At 54.8% G+C, this 15,373-nt stretch carries 12 protein-coding genes and 1 pseudogene; 11 read left to right on the top strand and 2 right to left on the bottom strand.

All coding sequences use genetic code 11. The features are described 5' to 3' along the window. Positions 1-54 precede the first annotated feature (54 nt). A protein-coding gene (locus E7T09_RS08270; RefSeq protein ID WP_136388709.1) for an IS3 family transposase occupies positions 55-1,163 on the bottom strand; the annotation gives its coding sequence in 2 pieces (ribosomal slippage) (positions 55-911 and positions 911-1,163; 1,110 coding nt in all). Positions 1,164-1,422: 259 nt separating this feature from the next. Further along, a pseudogene (locus E7T09_RS08265) lies at positions 1,423-2,487 on the bottom strand (IS4 family transposase). A 176-nt stretch (positions 2,488-2,663) separates the two neighbouring features. Here E7T09_RS08265 and E7T09_RS08260 point away from each other — a divergent pair. The 11 genes from E7T09_RS08260 to E7T09_RS08210 all read left to right on the top strand — a co-directional run bounded on the left by E7T09_RS08260 (position 2,664) and on the right by E7T09_RS08210 (position 15,347). Next, entirely contained in the window at positions 2,664-3,983 is a 1,320-nt protein-coding gene (locus E7T09_RS08260) for a nucleotide sugar dehydrogenase (RefSeq protein WP_205746963.1), read from the top strand. 17 nt (positions 3,984-4,000) lie between these two features. After that, a complete protein-coding gene (locus E7T09_RS08255; RefSeq protein ID WP_136388708.1) occupies positions 4,001-4,960 on the top strand; it encodes an SDR family oxidoreductase in 960 nt (319 codons plus the stop codon). Then, positions 4,957-6,192, top strand: coding sequence for a lipopolysaccharide biosynthesis protein (locus E7T09_RS08250; RefSeq protein WP_136388707.1), 1,236 nt, complete (start codon positions 4,957-4,959; stop codon positions 6,190-6,192). Before E7T09_RS08255 ends, E7T09_RS08250 begins: the two co-directional genes overlap by 4 nt. Further along, on the top strand, positions 6,189-7,325 hold the full coding sequence (locus E7T09_RS08245; RefSeq protein ID WP_136388706.1) for a glycosyltransferase family 1 protein: 1,137 nt from the start codon (positions 6,189-6,191) through the stop codon (positions 7,323-7,325). Before E7T09_RS08250 ends, E7T09_RS08245 begins: the two co-directional genes overlap by 4 nt. Before the next feature lie 675 nt (positions 7,326-8,000). After that, positions 8,001-8,600 (top strand): hypothetical protein, encoded by a 600-nt coding sequence (locus E7T09_RS08240; RefSeq protein ID WP_136388705.1) that lies wholly within the window; start codon positions 8,001-8,003, stop codon positions 8,598-8,600. Further along, a complete protein-coding gene (locus E7T09_RS08235; RefSeq protein ID WP_136388704.1) occupies positions 8,590-9,816 on the top strand; it encodes a glycosyltransferase in 1,227 nt (408 codons plus the stop codon). Before E7T09_RS08240 ends, E7T09_RS08235 begins: the two co-directional genes overlap by 11 nt. Further along, positions 9,813-10,931, top strand: a complete 1,119-nt coding sequence (locus E7T09_RS08230; RefSeq protein ID WP_136388703.1) for a glycosyltransferase family 4 protein — start codon at positions 9,813-9,815, stop codon at positions 10,929-10,931. Before E7T09_RS08235 ends, E7T09_RS08230 begins: the two co-directional genes overlap by 4 nt. Before the next feature lie 2 nt (positions 10,932-10,933). After that, a complete protein-coding gene (locus tag E7T09_RS08225; RefSeq protein ID WP_304990887.1) occupies positions 10,934-11,530 on the top strand; it encodes a sugar transferase in 597 nt (198 codons plus the stop codon). 3 nt (positions 11,531-11,533) lie between these two features. Next, complete coding sequence (locus tag E7T09_RS08220) at positions 11,534-12,157, top strand: acetyltransferase (protein WP_136388701.1); 624 nt, start codon at positions 11,534-11,536, stop codon at positions 12,155-12,157. After that, a complete protein-coding gene (locus E7T09_RS08215) occupies positions 12,154-13,365 on the top strand; it encodes a DegT/DnrJ/EryC1/StrS aminotransferase family protein (protein ID WP_136388700.1) in 1,212 nt (403 codons plus the stop codon). Before E7T09_RS08220 ends, E7T09_RS08215 begins: the two co-directional genes overlap by 4 nt. Before the next feature lie 164 nt (positions 13,366-13,529). Continuing rightward, the gene (locus E7T09_RS08210) at positions 13,530-15,347 is read left to right on the top strand and encodes a nucleoside-diphosphate sugar epimerase/dehydratase (protein ID WP_136388699.1); all 1,818 of its coding nucleotides are present in this window, start codon (positions 13,530-13,532) and stop codon (positions 15,345-15,347) included. Positions 15,348-15,373: the final 26 nt, after the last annotated feature.

Here is a 15,373-nt window from a genome sequence, read left to right as displayed (position 1 = left end):
GAACTGAATCGGAAAATCTGGCACACTTGAGCCGATCCCAGAATTGTGGCCAGGTCAGGTTGGCGGGCGAAGGGTCGAGGCAATCCTGGCTCGATATGCGCTGGGCGCAAGATTTTCCAGCGAGGAGTGCGGCCTCAGATCATTATAGTCGCCCCTCCAGGTTTCGATCTTCTCGGCCGCATCGTCCAGCGACAAAAACCAGTGGATATTCAGGCATTCATCGCGGAAACTCCCGTTGAAAGACTCGATGTGCGCGTTGTCCTGAGGCCGCCCAGGACGAGAAAAACCTAAAGTCACGCCATTCTGGTATGCCCAGAGATCAAGCACCTTACTGATGAATTCGCTGCCATTGTCGACCTGAATCCGCGCCGGCACCCCGAGGTGCCGGCTGACCTCGGTCACCACTGCGACAACGCGCTCGCCCGTGATGTTTGTGTCCACGTGAATGGCCAGGCATTCCCGCGTGAATACGTCCAAGAGGGTCAACGTCCGAAACCGCTTCCCGTTAAAGAGCGCGTCTGACACGAAGTCCATCGACCATACCTCATTGGGATGTTGTGCTGGTGGCTGTGCGGCACGACGTGCCGCACTCACATGACGTCTCGGTCGCTTCATCCGCAGGTTCAGACCGGCCAGCTGGTACAGCCGGAAGAAACGCTTGTGGTTGATATGCCAGCCCTCGCGAGCCATCAGCACGTGAATTCTGCGGTACCCATACCGAATCCGGGTGTGCCCGATCTCGGTCATCCTGGCCAGGATGACTGGTTCTTCAAGTCGCGGTTTTCCCCGATACCGGTAGACATTGCGCCACTCGTTCAGAACGGCGCACGCGCGCCGTTCACTCACCCGGTAGCCCGAACGCAGGTGGTTGACCAGTTGCCTGCGCTGGGCCGGCTTCAGAGCTTTTTTTGAATCACGTCCTGGAGCATCACCTTGTCCAGGCTCAGATCCGCCACCAGCTGTTTCAGCTTCCTATTTTCCTCTTCGAGTTGTCTCAGCCGGCGTAACTCGCTGACCCCCAGCCCACTGAACTTCCGCTTCCAGGTGTAAAACGTCGACTCGGCGACGCCCATCTTCCGGCAGACTTCCGTGACGGACACGCCGGTTTCCGCTTGTTTCAGGGCGAAAGCGATCTGTTCCTCGGTAAAGCGTTTTCCTCGCATGGCTGGCCTCCAGGGGGGATGCCCCAAGTGTGCCAGACCCTGCATTCTCACGTGGCCAGGTTTTCCGGGTTCAGGTCAAGTGTGCCAGATGTTTCGATTCAGTTCGGAACTGATCGCGGGGAGCAGGTCAGTTTTCATGGGAGAGGTGTTGCGGCGGTGGATACTCCACAGGGGATAGGCCGTGAGGAGCGGAATCGGTACAATACGAACCGAAGGGCTCGTGATTCGCAGATCCATGCTGGGTATGGGTGCGCCCTGACTACCAGCCAAAACTCGGCATGAGTCCGCTCAAGGCCCGCCAGGACGCTCGTGATGGGTGCAACAGCAGATCCTGAAGGTGATCGAGCCCCAGCCGAAACACGGACACCGTGCGGTGTCCGTGTTTCTTGAGCTTGGGTGGCGTCTTTGCTGCCAGCAGCTCGCCAGTCAAACACGCCCAGGTGAACGCGATCGACACGGCCGTGAGCAACGTCGAGATCCGTTCGGCCTGCGTGACCCCCGTGTCCTCGAGATTAAACCCTCTGGACTTCAAAGCCGAATGAAGATTTTCTGCCTGCCAGCGGCGAGCATACCGTTCCAGATTGATGTCGGCCCGCCCGCGATACGCCAAGTACAGAATCTCGCCGGCCATGTTTTTTGTGGCACAGACGCGCATTGAGACGCCATAGACCCGAACCCTTCGGTGCCACTGGCGAACTTCGCCTGGCTGGAGATTTTTGAAGCAGGCCCAGACGGGCATCGTGCTGGTTCCCACCGTCGCACGTGCCGGTAAGCGACTACAGGAGTTGATGCCGTGCCGGTCGAGAAACGCGAACCAGGTCTTGCCGACGAACTCCCGGGCTGCGAGCAGACCGGTGATCTTGCGATCGGAGCAGACCGACAGAAAACGTGCCAGCAACTCTTCCCGCAGCAGCTGGGAACTGCTGCCGCCGTGCGGCAGCACGGTCCACATGAGGGGCAGACTGAACCCGCTCCACACGGCCTAGAGCAGCAGGATGTTGATGTCCTGCTGGCCGAGTTGCCAATTGGTGCGGTCGAGTATCAGTTCGAGGTCGCCTTCAGGCAGGACGCCCAGCGCGAACCGGGTGAACAGCCCGTCTGGGAGCTGGAACTGGACGAAACGGCGAAGCTGCTGGTAGCGCATGTCCAGGGCGCCTGGCAACTGAACGTGGGATTTCAAGGCGTACAGCACGACGGTACGCGCTTGGATCATCGCCAGGACGAGTGCGGCCAGGACGGCGAGGCGGCGCGCATCAATTGGAAAGGCAGACCGCAGGGCGGTCTGCAAGGTATCGTGAGGGGGTCGGCGCTGGTGTGTCTTCATCGCGGAAAACACGCTACAGGAGCCGACTTTTCGTTCAGGTCACGAGTTTTGAAGGGTAGTCAGGGGTGCGCCAGGGCATTCTTAGCAGGCTGTTGCACTTGATGAGGAATTGGACAACTGACCGACAGTTTGAAAAATCTAACTCTACCGATTTTTGGTGCCAGTATGATACTGCGGTGATCAAGACCGATTCCGTCTCTTCTCTCGTTGAGAAAATTGAAGCACACGCGGTGCGAGTGGGTATTGTCGGCCTTGGCTATGTCGGCCTGCCTTTCCTGGTTGAGCAGGCCAAGGTTGGATTTCAAGTCACCGGCATTGACCTCAGCGCTGAACGTGCAGGAATGGTTGCACGTGGAGAAAACTACATCGGGGATGTCTTGGATCAGGATCTCCGCGATATTGTCAATGCTGGCCTCGTGTCTACTACCACGACGTTCGACGCAGTGCCCGGGATGGATGTCATCGTGATCTGCGTTCCCACGCCGCTCGACCGGAACCTCAGTCCCGACTTGAACATCGTGCGGAGCGTTACTCAGGAGATCGCTCGTTACCTGAGGCCTGGCCAACTCATCAGCTTGGAGAGCACCACCTATCCAGGCACGACGGAAGAAGTTATGAAACCCATCCTAGAGACGAGTGGCTTACGTGCCGGTGTGGACTTCTACCTGGCCCATTCGCCAGAGCGCGTCGACCCTGGCAATCATCTCTTTAGCACCACCAATACGAATAAGGTCGTCGGGGGCAATGATCCAGCCAGCCTAGAGGTGGCTACAGCGTTCTACCGGCAATCCATCCAACATGTCGTGCCAGTCAGCAGTGCCAAGGTAGCGGAGATGGTAAAGGTGTACGAGAACACCTTTCGATCCGTCAACATTGCCCTCGTGAATGAACTGGCCATGTTGTGCGACCGTATGGATCTCTCCGTGTGGGAAGTACTCGACGCTGCGTTCACAAAACCCTTCGGCATCATGCCGTTCTACCCCGGCCCCGGCGTCGGCGGTCACTGCATTCCGCTTGACCCTCATTATCTGGAATGGAAAGCCAGGGAGTACGGGTTCGAAACGCGCTTTATTACTCTGGCTGGCGAGATCAACAGGCACATGCCGGACTTTGCGGTCAATAAAGTGGCACGTCTACTAAACGAGCAAGGCAAGTCCATCAAAGGTAGCTGTATCGTTCAGCTCGGCATGGCTTATAAGCGGGACATTGACGACTACCGCGAGTCCCCAGCCGTACACGTATACGAACAGCTACACAGCCTCGGCGCAGACATCCGCTTCTACGATCCTCACGTCCGTGTCGTTGAGGAAGGTTCTCTCAGAATCGAAGGCCTGGATGAACTCACGGCAGCCGACCTTCAGAATGCTGACCTCGTTCTCATCACTACTCCCCACACAAGCCTGGACTACAGCTGGGTGCTGGAGCACAGTAAATTGGTGTTCGACACCCGCAATGCCACCAAAGGCCTCGTCTCGCCCAAGCTCACGTTGCTTTAGCCCCAAGGATATTAACAATGCCCAGCTATCTCATCACTGGTGGCGCCGGATTCATCGGGAGTCACATCGTTGATGCCCTCGTTCAACGTGGGGATCACGTCACCGTCTTTGACGACTTGTCCAACGGACGTCTTCAGAACATTGCCCATCACGGCGACAGTGTCAGATTTATTCAAGGTGATCTACGCGATTTCACTGCCGTGCAGGAAGCTATGATCGGAATCGACTATGTAAGCCACCAGGGTGCGCTGGGCAGCGTTCCACGCTCAGTGGTAGACCCGATAACCACCCACGACGTGAATGCCACTGGAACCCTGAACGTCCTGCAGGCGGCCCGGCAGGCGGGAGTCAAACGCGTCGTGTACGCAAGCAGCAGCAGCGTGTACGGTGATACTCCTACCCTGCCTAAAGTCGAGACGATGCCCACCCGGCCGATCTCGCCGTACGCGCTGAGCAAGCTGACCGCCGAGGAATACTGCCGGATCTTCACCCGCGTGTACGGCCTGGAAACGGTGTCTCTGCGATACTTCAACGTGTTCGGCCCGCGTCAGCGCCCGGACAGCCAGTACGCGGCGGTCATTCCCAGGTTCATCGACGCCATGAGCCAGGGCCAGCGGCCCGTGATTAACGGCGACGGCCAGCAGTCGCGTGACTTCACGTACGTGTCCAACAACGTGCAAGCCAACCTCTTGGCGTTCTCCGCCCCGGCTGATCAGGTCGCGGGCTGCGCGTTCAACATCGCATGCGACGACCAGCAGAGCCTGCTGGAACTTGTGGCCGAATTGAATACGCTGTTGGGCACCACGCTCGAGCCAGAATTCAGGCCTGAGCGGGCCGGCGACGTGAAGCACTCGCGGGCCGGCGTAACTGCGGCCGCAGCAGCTATGGGCTATGGACCCAGAGTGACTTTTGCTGATGGTCTTCGCGTAACCGTCGAGCAGAGCCGGAAAGCGGTGAAGGAGTCAAGCAGCGAATGAGCGCCGCAGCGGGCCTGAGCCTGGGCCGAAACATCTCATGGACCCTGGTGGGCAACGTGGTGTACGCCGCCTCTCAGTGGGGCATGCTGGTGGTGTTGGCCCGTCTGGCCACGCCTCAGGTCGTGGGGCAGTATTCGCTGGCGCTGGCGGTCAGTGCTCCGGTGTTCATGGCCCTGAACCTACAACTGCGTGGCGTCCAGGCTACCGACGCGGCACAGGACTTCCGTTTCGGGGATTACCTGACGTTGAGGCTGATCACCACCGTTCTGGCACTGATCGTGCTGGTCGCCATGATCCAGAATTATGCCCCCGAAACCCACCTTGTCATTGGCCTCATCGGGCTGGCCAAGGCCTTCGAGTCCATCAGCGACGTACTGTACGGACGTATGCAGGCCCGCGAGCGCATGGATCGGATCGCGCGATCCACCCTGATCAAAGGACCGCTGTCGCTATTATCGCTCTTACTTGGCTTTATTTGGGCCGGTCTATCAGGGGCTGCAGGGTTGCTGGCGACTAGCTGGCTCCTTTTGCTGCTGACCTACGATCTGCCCAATGCTCGCCGACTGAGCACGTCGGAAGACTCACGGAGAGGGGGTCTGCCCGTGATGGGACGGTTGCTCAGGACTGCTTTGCCCCTGGGTGTGGTGATGGGTTTGGTATCGCTGAGCGCGAATCTGCCGCGTTACCAGATCGAGGCCACGCTTGGCACCAGTGCCTTGGGCATCTACTCGGCGCTGGCGTACCTCATGGTGGCGCTCGGCATCGTGGTGGGCGCGGTGGGCCAAGCGGCCAGTCCCCGTCTGGCGAGATACGTTGCTAGCGGAAATCAGAAGTCCTTCTGGGTTTTGATGGGCAGGATGCTTCTGGCCGGGCTGGGTCTGGGTGTGGCGGGCGTGCTTGGCGCGGCTGGACTGGGACGCCCGGTACTGTTCTTGATGTATGGCCCCAACTATGCCCAGGATCTGCCACTGTTCGTATGGCTAATGGGCGCAGCAGCCTTCAGTTACCTAGCCTCGTTCATGGGGTTCGGCATGACGGCCGCCCGACAATTCAAGCAACAGGTTCCATTGTTTGCGCTGATGGTGGTCTTGCTGTGGCTACTGTGCCGCTGGCTGATCCCAGCGTATGGGCTGGTGGGAGCCGCGTGGGCCACGATGGGTGCTAATGTTTTTCAGTTGTTGGGGAGCGTGCTGATTCTCTTCCTAGCCTTCAGATCGAGGAGTACCCCATGAGTGCAGCTTCACCTGAACCGTCCAGACGCCCGATCCGTGTACTCCACGTGGTGGGCACCATGAACCGGGGTGGCGTGGAAACATGGCTGATGAACGTGCTGCGAAACGTTTCGCGTGACGAGCTGGCTTTCGATTTTGTGGTGCATAAGGCGGAAGCAGCTGCTTACGATGAAGAACTGCTGGCTCTGGGCGCGGGACGATATGTCTGTAAATGGCCTGACAATCCCGTGATTTACGCGAGAAACTTTCTAAAAATATTGAGAGAAAACGGGCCATACGATGTAGTTCATAGCCACGTCCATCATTTCAACGGCATGGTTCTGCTATTGGCAAAGATAGCAAATATTCCAATCAGAGTAGCGCATAGTCATAGTGATACTTTGGTCAGTAGGGGCGATTATGGTGGCGTGCGTAGGTTTTATGTCGCATCTACCAAGAGGATGATTAACCGGTTCGCTACTAATGGCATAGCCGTAAGTATAAACTCTGCTCTGTCTCAATTCGGCTCAGATTGGAATAAAGATGATCGTTGGGACGTAATACCTTGTGGCATTGACTTCGATCCTTTCAAGGAAACAGTAGACAAGAGCGAGGTTAGGCGCGAATTAAATATATCTGTAGGCACGTTCGTTGTTGGTCACGTTGGTAGATTTGACGAAGTTAAAAACCACCAGTTCCTAATTGATATTTTTGCAGTTTTGCAAAAAAGGGTGCCGGATTCTTTATTGCTGCTTGTGGGAGACGGTAAGTTGCAAAGTCAAATCAGAGACAAAGTGAATACCATGAACCTGCAAAACCATGTTATTTTTGCAGGTTCTAGAAGCGATGTTCCCAGAATCATGATAGGTGCCATGAACGTATTTGTTTTTCCATCTAAACATGAGGGTCTGGGTTTAGCGCTTGTTGAAGCCCAGGCTGCCAATCTTCCATGTATTGCTTCAGATAAAGTGAGCGTCGAAGCTAAAATCAGTGAGAACTGCAAGTTCGTTTCGTTGAAGTCTAGCGCGGAAGAATGGTGTAATTGTATTTTATCTATGTCATCGGATAACTTACACAGTGAAAATCATAATTTTAGCCTCAAAAATAACATAAACGCGCTACTTAGAGTTTATACCCCTAAGCGTAGGTCGTAGTTCTACATGACCGTGGAGATACTGAAGATCGCTGCATTGATGTATACAACCTTATGTTTATCTGTCGCCACATTTAATATTATTAGGCAAAATCTAAAATCAATCTATTTTGTATATATTATTTTCTATGCTCTTTTCATATTGCCTATGTTGTTCGACCTTACCTACGGGTTACCTGAATACAAAAAGTATCCCGGCCTTATGTTATCACGCGATGATTCGTTTGCAAACATCATTTATATAGCTTTTCTGTGTTTTATTGCTTCTCTTTGGTTGGTATATGCGAGGCGACACAAGTCTCATCTGGGGTTTTCATTACCGAGTTTCAGTATTATTCTTAGCTACTGCCAATACACAATAATCATAATGCCCGCCCTTTTACTTATAGTATTTCCCAACTCTTTGTCGCAAACGGACTATGACCTAGTGGTAGCGGGAGAATTAGAGTCGACTACTAGTACTGTTGTAAATATATTGACCTTTTTGAGTATATTTGCCATTATATTAATATTCCTGACCCAGAGAAATTCGTATTTCAGTTTAATTTCACTCGTTCCATGGTCTATACTATCGATCTGGCTAAACGGTAAGCGAAATAAAGTTCTAATATCAATTATGGGGTTAGCAGCTTCGCTAATTTACAAGAAATTAATTAGGGGAAATAAAATGGTCATAGTGGGCTTCGTCTTGGTTTTTGCATTTATCGGTTATTCAGATATCTATCAGGTCTCAGTAAGAGCGATAGATAGCAATGCAACGTCCCCTGAAGATGGCTACGCGGGCAAGCGCATCGATTATGGAATAAACAGCGTGACGAAATTGGCAATCTATGCAGAGCTGCATCCGAATCAGGTGAAAATTCTAGAGTATCGTGGTCAGCGTGCGGTTTTTACAATTCTTCCGTTCATATCTAAAAGTACCTGGCCAGGAAAACCTCTTCCTTATGCACTATATGTAACTTCAGCCATATTTTTTGCCGCGCCCCAACTTTGGGGGTACGGAATCACAACTAGCATTTTAGAAGAAGGAATAAGCAATTTTAGCTGGATTGGGATGGTATTAGCCCCCTTGTTGATACTTGTATTATGTATCTACGACGATAGGCCGGGTGATCTAATTCTAAGTATGTCAACGGTACTAGTAGCCAGCCTCCTACTGGCTGTCCAGATTGTATCTTTTTACCCTATAATTGTTGCGTATCTTATATATTTGATCTATAAAAACCGCTATGTTAGTGTAGGCAGCCTGAAAATGGATTACACTAATGAAACTTAAAATCATCCTTGAACATCGGTTTTTTAGGACACCTGATGGCAGTGTCTGGACTGAAGCAGCACTTCCCTATTCCGTATGGCAGCCCTACTTGAAGAGATTTACGTCTGTAAATGTGATTGCTCGTATACACAATATAGATCAGGTCTCAATTGACTTAAGTCTATCAAGCGGCCCTGGAGTCACATTCACCGCCGTCCCCTACTTTATCGGTCCCCGTCAGTTCCTGCTGAAATTTGGCGAGGTTCGGCGAGCAATGCAAAACTCGCTCAATGGAGATTCAGCGGTACTGCTCCGAATTCCCGGCACACTGGGTACAGTGGCCTACCGAGTCCTCAAAGCCAGTGGCCAGCCCTACGGCGCACAGATCGTCGCCGATCCACATCAAGTGTTCGCTCCTGGAGGAGTTCGGCATCCGTTGCGGTTTCTCTTCCGCTGGTGGTTTACCCGACAGCTTAAAACTCAGGCCCGCCACGCGAGCGTCATTAGCTATGTCACTCGTGTGTCTCTACAAGAGCGGTATCCCAGCCAGGCAAGGTTTAGCAATTCATTTTCAAATGTCCAACTTCCTGCAGGTGCGTTTGTGGATCAGCCTAGAAGCAACTGGGACGGCCTGGGAAAACTTGAGCAGCCTTACCGGCTGATTCTGGTGGGCTCGCTGGCCCAACTGTATAAGAGCCCAGATGTCATCCTGCGTGCCATAGCTATCTGCGCCGATCAAGGCCTACATCTCCACCTGACCATTGTGGGCGATGGAAGACATCGCTCTGAGCTGGAAAACCTGGCACGTGAGCTGAAGGTACAGGATCAAGTGACCTTTGCTGGGCAACTGTCCTCCGGCGATGCCGTCAGGGAGGAATTGGATCGTGCAGATATCTTTGTTTTGCCTTCGCGCACCGAGGGATTACCACGTGCCATGATTGAGGCGATGGCACGCGCGATGCCCTGTATCGGTTCGACCGTGGGTGGTATTCCCGAATTGCTGCCTGCCGAGGATATGGTGCCGCCGGGTGACGCACCAGCCTTAGCGCAGAAATTACAAGAGGTCGCGATATCGCCGCAGCGTTTACGCGAGATGTCGCATCGTAACCTGGAAACTGCGCATTCTTATGCTGATAGTGTTCTGGCTCGGCAGCGGCAGGATTTCTACGAATGCCTGGCCCTGGAAACCGAGGCGTGGCAGGGCGAAACGCGTAGCAAAAGCCAGGGTAGAAAATGAAATCAATGTTGGTTATTACAACGGTTGCTAGAACCCATACTGCTTTTCTGACTCCTTATGCTGAAGTGGCGAGATCGCAGGGATGGGTAGTTGATGCAGCCGCTAGTTCTTTCGAAGAAGCTGGTGACTTGGACGAAGTGTATAATGATGTGCACTCCATTCCGTGGGACAGAACTGGCAAGTCGGTAATAAAGTATATTAAAGCGTTATATCTCCTGAGAAGCATAGTAATTAGGAATAAATACAGTATTGTGCACACCCATACGCCAATTGCTTCATTTCTATCAAGATTGGCAATTGCTACTATTCCAAAACGTAAGAGACCAATTGTAATCTACACTGCTCACGGATTTCATTTTCACCAATATGGAAAAAAAGCTAATAACACCGTATTCTTTGCAGTTGAAAAACTTCTTTCAAGATTTACTGATTACATAATCACAATGAATCAGGATGACTTTGCTGCTGCTCGGAAATTCAATTACATACCGGAGGATCGCGTCATCAATATGCCAGGGATCGGCATTAGTCTTGATCAATATAATGCAAAATCGAGAAATATACCGGATTCAACACGGCTGCCATTTAAATTCGTCGTGGTTGCAGAGTTCATACCCCGGAAGCGCCAAATAATTATCCTAAAGGCCGCCAAGATTTGTGCCAATGCTGGCTTAAATTTTACAATTTCTTTTATCGGTGATGGCCCGCTCCTTAAAGAGATGGAAGCGTATGCCGATCTAGAGAAACTTAGCAGCTTTTGTTTGTTTGTGGGATTCAAGCAGAATGTTGCAGAAGAGTTATCGAACTCAAACGCCCTTATACTGGCGTCGAATCAAGAAGGCATGCCTCGGTGCGTGTTAGAGGCAATGGCGTCGGGGGTGCCCGTAATAGGATCAGCTATCAGAGGCACCAGGGATCTGCTAACGGACGGTGCAGGTCTTCTATTCGAAGTCGATAATCCGGGGGATTTAGCAGAGAAAATGATACAGTTGATGCACGATGCTGATCTCGCATCCATCATATCCGTAAAGGCGCTAGAAAAAATACAAGATTATTCATTGAATAACACAATTAAATATTACCTACAACTACTTTCCATAGCGAGTCAACGATGAATATGAAAGAGCTGCCCACCAAATTATTAGCAACGGTGATTACCACCCTGTTCTCTCCTATTATTGTGCTAATCTACGTATTAGTCCTGTTACACCTTGGATATCCAGTTATTTTTTCTCAGCAACGTCCAGGGCTCAATGGAAAGCCCTTCACCATGTACAAGTTCCGCACAATGCGGAACTCAGTAGACAGCTCAGGTCAGCTCTTGCCGGACAGTGAACGGTTGACGCCGCTCGGTCGCTTTCTTCGGTCGTCCTCGCTGGACGAACTTCCCGAACTGTTCAACGTTGTACGAGGTGATATGAGTCTGGTGGGGCCACGGCCGCTATTGATGGAATATCTGGATCGCTACACCCCCCAGCAGGCGCGGAGGCACGAGGTCAAGCCCGGCATTACCGGCTGGGCACAGGTGAACGGACGCAATGCGATTTCCTGGGAAGAGAAATTCAAGTTGGACGTGTGGTATGTCGACAACCGCAGTATTGTGCTGGACATGAATATACTGTGGCTGACTATCTTGAAGGTTGTCAGACGTGAGAACATCAGTGCAGCGGGTGACGCGACTATGCCGAAGTTTCTTGGTTCCCAGACCGAATAACGAATGAGTGGGACTTTGATAGTAGGAGCGGGTGGTCACGCGAAAGTCGTGCTTGCCACACTACAGGCTGCTGGCCTGGAGGTACGCGGGATATTGGACGACCGGAGCGTGCTTTGGGGACAACAGGTGCTGGGCGTAGACGTGCTCGGTGGGGTGAACTTGCTGAGCAGGCCAGGGGTTCGGGCGGTCATCGCGATTGGTAGCAATGCGGTACGGCGGGATATTGCTGCCCGGTACCCGGGGGTGACCTGGATGAGCGTGTGCCACCCGACGGCCGTGGTGGATGCGAGTGTGCACTTAGGTGCTGGGAGTGTGGTGTTTGCCTCAGCGGTAGTGCAGCCGGATGTGAGCGTAGGATGTCACGTGATCGTAAATACCGGCGCGACGGTTGATCACGATTCGGTTCTTGGGGATTATGTGCACGTCGCGCCGGGAACGCATCTGGCAGGAAATGTTCATCTGGAGGATGGTGTTTTCATGGGCATCGGGTCGGTGGCCGTGCCGGGTGTAAGGATCGGTGCGTGGTCAACAGTGGGGGCGGGAGGTGTAGTGGTGCACTCACTCCCGGCAGGCATTGTGGCGATGGGACTGCCAGCGCGGATAAAACACGGCAGAATAGAGCTATGACTGAGGTTGCCGGTAGGAAACTTGATCGTGCACTGGGTGCCTGGCCGGTCTTCGAACCCGAAGAGGTCGAGGCCGTTTCGGAAGTTCTGCGCTCTGGCAAGGTAAACTATTGGACGGGCACCGAGGGCCGCGAGTTCGAGCGGGAGTATGCGGCGGTGCTGGGTGTGCCGTATGCAATTGCGCTGCACAATGGTACCCAGGCACTCGAGTTGGCGCTGCTGGCGCTGGGCGTCGGTGAAGGTGACGAGGTGATCACCACACCTCGGACGTTTATCGCGTCGGCGAGTGCGGCGGTCATGCGCGGGGCGGTACCTGTGTTTGCGGATATCGACCGTGACAGCGGGAACATTACAGCCGAGACCATCCGTGCGGTGATCACGCCGAGTACGCGGGCGATCATCGTGGTTCACCTGGCAGGCTGGCCGGCGGACATGAATCCGATCATGGAACTGGCGCGCGAGCATGACCTGTTCGTGATCGAGGACTGTGCCCAGGCACACGGAGCCATGGATCATGGGCAGCACGTGGGGACTATTGGGCACGTGGGCTGTTTCTCGTTCTGCCAGGACAAGATCATGACCACAGGCGGCGAGGGAGGGCTGCTGGTCACGCGGGATGAGGGTGTGTGGAGCCGGGCGTGGTCGTTCAAGGATCACGGCAAGAGCTACGACGCCGTGTATCACCGGGAACACCCGCTGGGCTTCCGCTGGCTGCATGATTCCTTCGGCACAAACTGGCGGATGCTGGAGGTGCAGGCCGCGATCGGTCGCCTGCAACTTCGCAAGCTGCCGGGGTGGACGCGCCAGCGGCAGCGGAACGCGGCGGTTCTGATCTCGCGTCTGGCCGACCAGCCGGCCCTGCGCGTTCCGAGGGTCGGTGAGGGGCAGCAGCACGCAATGTACAAGTTCTATGTGTACGTGCGTCAGGAGAACCTGAGAGACGGCTGGACGCGCGACCGAGTGATGGCCGAGATCGTGGATAGGGGAGCACCGTGTTTCACGGGATCATGCTCGGAAGTCTACCTGGAGCGAGCGTTTACGGACGCTGGCCTGGGCCCGGCCGAGCGGTTGCCGGTGGCCCGCGAGCTGGGCGAAACATCCTTGATGTTTTTGGTGCACCCGACCCTGTCCGTGGAGGATATGCAGGCAGTGGCGGACGTGGTGGTGGACGTGCTTGGCGAGGCGACGCGGGAGGCACGCGGGTCGTGAGGGCTCCGGCCCCCACCGTGTGGTGATCAGGTAGTCCTGCCTGTGCTGCACGTGGGGCAAGGGATGTGCGATTTTCAGCGTCTGGGTGTACCTGAAGCTGCTACATTGACGCGGACTCGTTCTGAGGTGCTCATGGCCATACCGACCGATACACCGTTTCACTCATGAATACAACCGTCCTGAAAACACTGGTAGATATCACCGCGTACTGCATGGCTGCGGTAATCGCCTACTTTCTGCGCGTCGATCAGTTCTTGCAACCGGTGACGGGAGACATCCTGCTCTATATGGTCATCGGATTGCCGATCAAGGCGTTGGCGCTGGCCCGATCACGTGAAAGCCGCCAGATCTGGCGGTACGTCACCTTCGAGGATCTGTTCCGACTGACGCGGGTGGTGGGACTGGTGACGGTCATCATGCTAGGCCTCACGCCCTTTCTGCGGCTGCGACTGCATGTGCCCTGGTTCCTGGCGGTCAGTGAAGGCATTATCGCTTTATCTTTGCTGGCGGGACTGCGCTTTGTGACCCGCTGGTGGTTCGGACGATCCAACCAAGTGGGAACGAACAATCCTGGAACGCGCGTGCTCATCGCTGGGGCGGGTGATGCCGGCCGTCTCATGGCGGCAGAGTTGCTCCGCTTCCCTCAGAATGGCCTGAAGCCGGTCGGATTTATTGATGATGCGATCGCGAAGCTGGGCATGCAGCTGATGGGCCTGCCGGTGCTGGGAGGCCGGGCGGATCTGCCGCACGCGATGGAGCAGGTCAGACCGGAACTGCTGATCATCGCCATGCCCTCCGCAGGAGGGGCGGTGATCCGGGCGTATGCCGATGCGGCCCGTGCTGTTGGACTCCCGACGCGTACGGTACCTGGCCTCTACGAGCTGCTGGGCGGCCACGTGACTGTCAACGAACTGCGGCAAGTCAGTGTGGACGACCTGCTCCGCCGGCCTCCGGTCGAACTCGATCAGGCCAGTATTGCCCTGTATGTGCGGGGAAGGACGGTGCTGGTCACGGGCGCGGGTGGGTCAATCGGCTCTGAACTCGTGCGTCAGCTGGCACGGTTTCATCCGCAACGCCTGATCCTGGTGGGACGTGGCGAGAACTCGGTCTTCGCGATCGAGCAGGAAATGCGGCGGGACTGGCCAGAAATTGATGTATTGGCCCTGGTGGCAGATGTCCGGCACTTTGGGCGGTTGGACACCATTTTTAGTGAACAGTGTCCCGCTGTGGTGTTTCACGCCGCAGCGCACAAGCACGTGCCCCTCATGGAAGCCGCGCCGAGCGAGGCCATTCGGAATAACATCTTCGGCACGCGGAATGTGGCCGACCTCTGCCTGAAGCACGGCGTGCAGCGCCTAGTGAATATCTCGACAGACAAGGCCGTGAATCCCACATCCGTGATGGGTGCCAGCAAACGGGTGGCCGAGATGATCATCGCCGATGCGGCGCGCCGTGCGCGCAACGACCAATCCTTTGTTTCCGTGCGCTTCGGGAACGTACTGGGCAGCCGTGGCAGTGTGGTGCCTACATTCATGCAGCAGATCCGTGCAGGAGGTCCAATTACCGTGACCCATCCTGACATGACCCGTTACTTTATGACCATCCCGGAAGCAAGTCGGCTGGTGCTGCAGGCAGGTGCGCTGGCTGACAATGGCAAGGTGTACGTACTGAACATGGGCAAGCCAGTACGAATTGTGGATCTTGCACAGGACGTGATCCGCCTCTCGGGAGCGCGAGATATTGATGTGGTGTTCTCCGGGATGCGGCCAGGCGAGAAACTCTACGAAGAACTGCTGACGAGTAGCGAGGGTACCGTCACGACGCAGCACAGCGAGATATTCAGCGCGCAGCTGGAACAACTGGAGCCTGCTGCGCTGAGTAGCCTGCTTGCAGAGCTCCAAGATGCCGCGAATCACGAAGATGGCCGTCGGATTCGCCGGACGTTACACGAAGCTATTCACGAAAGTCAGTTGAAGCTCTAACGCTCCATGAACTCTCCATCTCCTTA

This window comes from Deinococcus sp. KSM4-11 (assembly GCF_004801415.1).
Classification (GTDB): Bacteria; Deinococcota; Deinococci; order Deinococcales; family Deinococcaceae; genus Deinococcus.
The sequence above is the reverse complement of the archived record's forward strand: the minus strand, read 5'-3'. Positions and strand labels throughout refer to the sequence as shown.

Excerpts from the sequence above, each read along its gene's own strand:
- E7T09_RS08220 (WP_136388701.1), top strand. The coding sequence starts at position 11,534 with ATGAGTGGGACTTTGATAGTAGGAGCGGGTGGTCACGCGAAAGTCGTG.
- E7T09_RS08210 (WP_136388699.1), top strand. The coding sequence starts at position 13,530 with ATGAATACAACCGTCCTGAAAACACTGGTAGATATCACCGCGTACTGC.
- E7T09_RS08255 (WP_136388708.1), top strand. The coding sequence starts at position 4,001 with ATGCCCAGCTATCTCATCACTGGTGGCGCCGGATTCATCGGGAGTCAC.
- E7T09_RS08225 (WP_304990887.1), top strand. The coding sequence starts at position 10,934 with ATGAAAGAGCTGCCCACCAAATTATTAGCAACGGTGATTACCACCCTG.
- E7T09_RS08215 (WP_136388700.1), top strand. The coding sequence starts at position 12,154 with ATGACTGAGGTTGCCGGTAGGAAACTTGATCGTGCACTGGGTGCCTGG.
- E7T09_RS08245 (WP_136388706.1), top strand. The coding sequence starts at position 6,189 with ATGAGTGCAGCTTCACCTGAACCGTCCAGACGCCCGATCCGTGTACTC.
- E7T09_RS08230 (WP_136388703.1), top strand. The coding sequence starts at position 9,813 with ATGAAATCAATGTTGGTTATTACAACGGTTGCTAGAACCCATACTGCT.
- E7T09_RS08235 (WP_136388704.1), top strand. The coding sequence starts at position 8,590 with ATGAAACTTAAAATCATCCTTGAACATCGGTTTTTTAGGACACCTGAT.
- E7T09_RS08250 (WP_136388707.1), top strand. The coding sequence starts at position 4,957 with ATGAGCGCCGCAGCGGGCCTGAGCCTGGGCCGAAACATCTCATGGACC.